The organism is Allobosea sp. (genome assembly GCF_048595345.1).
Lineage (GTDB): Bacteria > Pseudomonadota > Alphaproteobacteria > Rhizobiales > Beijerinckiaceae > Allobosea.
The window spans coordinates 1-1,871 of the sequence record NZ_JBMDWH010000041.1 but is presented as its reverse complement, the minus strand read 5'-3'; the positions used below and the strand labels follow the sequence as shown (position 1 = coordinate 1,871).

General features: G+C 67.1%; 1 protein-coding gene. It reads left to right on the top strand.

What is annotated here, in order from left to right:
- A partial coding sequence (locus ACOJTB_RS04830) for a glutamate synthase central domain-containing protein (RefSeq protein WP_420101386.1) occupies positions 1 to 1,871 on the top strand: 1,871 nt, incomplete at both ends.

The window sequence follows — 1,871 nt, the reverse complement described above, 5'->3', positions numbered from 1 at the left end:
GCCTCGCGCACCGACGTGCCGCTGCTCGATCGCCAGCAGGCCTTCGGCTACACCACCGAGGATGTGCGCCTGCTGATGGCGCCGATGGCGGTGACCGGGCAGGAAGCCGTGGGCTCGATGGGGACCGACACGCCGATCTCGCCGCTCTCGCTCAAGTCCAAGCTGCTCTACACCTATTTCAAGCAGAACTTCGCGCAGGTGACGAACCCGCCGATCGACCCGATCCGCGAGGAGCTGGTGATGAGCCTGCTCTCCTTCATCGGGCCGCGGCCGAACATCCTCGATCTGGAAGGCACCTCGCGGCGCAAGCGCCTGGAGGTCCGCACCCCGATCCTGACGAACGACGATCTCGAGAAGATCCGCTGCATCGGCCATTACGAGGACCGGTTCGACACCAAGACCATCGATTTCACCTATCCGGCGCGCGACGGCGCGGCCGGCATGGCCGGCGCGCTGGAGCGGCTCTGCGAGCGCGCCGAGGCGGCGGTGCATGGCGGCTACAACATCATCATCCTCTCCGACCGCCAGGTCGGCGCCGACCGCATCCCGATCCCGGCGCTGCTGGCGACGGCGGCGGTGCATCATCACCTGATCCGCAAGGGCCTGCGCACCTCGGTCGGCCTCGTGCTCGAAACGGGCGAGCCGCGCGAGATCCATCATTTCTGCTGCCTCGCCGGCTATGGCGCGGAAGCGATCAACCCCTATCTCGCCTTCGACACGCTGCTCGACCAGCACGAGCAGGGCGCCTTCCCCGAGGAGGTTGACGCCGAGGAGGTGGTCAAGCGCTACATCAAGTCGGTCGGCAAGGGCGTGCTCAAGGTGATGTCCAAGATGGGCATCTCGACCTACCAGTCCTATTGCGGCGCGCAGATCTTCGATGCCGTCGGCCTCAAGAGCGACTTCGTCGAGAAGTTCTTCTTCGGCACCGGCACCGCGATCGAAGGCGTCGGCCTCGAGGAGATCGCGGAGGAGAGCCTGCGGCGCCATCGCGACGCCTTCGGCGATGCGCCGGTCTATCGCGACAGCCTCGATATCGGCGGCGAGTACATGTATCGCGTGCGCGGCGAGGACCATGTCTGGAAGCCGGACGTCGTCGCCTCGCTCCAGCACGCCGTGCGCCTCAACGCGCAGGATCGCTACGAGGAGTTCGCCCGGCAGGTGAACGACGACGCGCAGCGGCTCTCCACCATCCGCGGCCTGTTCAAGGTCAAGATGGCGGAGGAGGACGGACGCCGCCCCGTGCCGCTGGAGCATGTCGAATCCGCCGCGGAGATCGTGAAGCGCTTCGCCACGGGCGCGATGTCTTTCGGTTCGATCTCGCGCGAGGCGCATGAGACGCTCGCCATCGCGATGAACCAGATCGGCGGCAAGTCGAACACGGGCGAGGGCGGCGAGGAGGCGATCCGCTTCAAGCCGATGCCGGACGGGCGCTCCAAGCGCTCGGCGATCAAGCAGATCGCGTCGGGCCGCTTCGGCGTCACCACCGAATATCTCGTCAATGCCGATGTCATGCAGATCAAGGTCGCGCAGGGCGCCAAGCCCGGCGAGGGCGGCCAGCTGCCCGGCCACAAGGTCGACGCCAAGATCGCCCGCACCCGGCATTCGACGCCGGGAGTCGGCCTGATCTCGCCGCCGCCGCATCACGACATCTACTCGATCGAGGATTTGGCGCAGCTGATCTTCGATCTGAAGAACGTGAACCCCTCTGCCGACGTCTCGGTGAAGCTCGTCTCCGAGATCGGCGTGGGCACGGTCGCGGCCGGCGTCGCCAAGTCGCGCGCCGACCACATCACCATCTCCGGCTTCGAGGGCGGCACGGGCGCGAGCCCCCTGACCTCGCTGAAGCATGCCGGCTCGCCCTGGGAGATCGG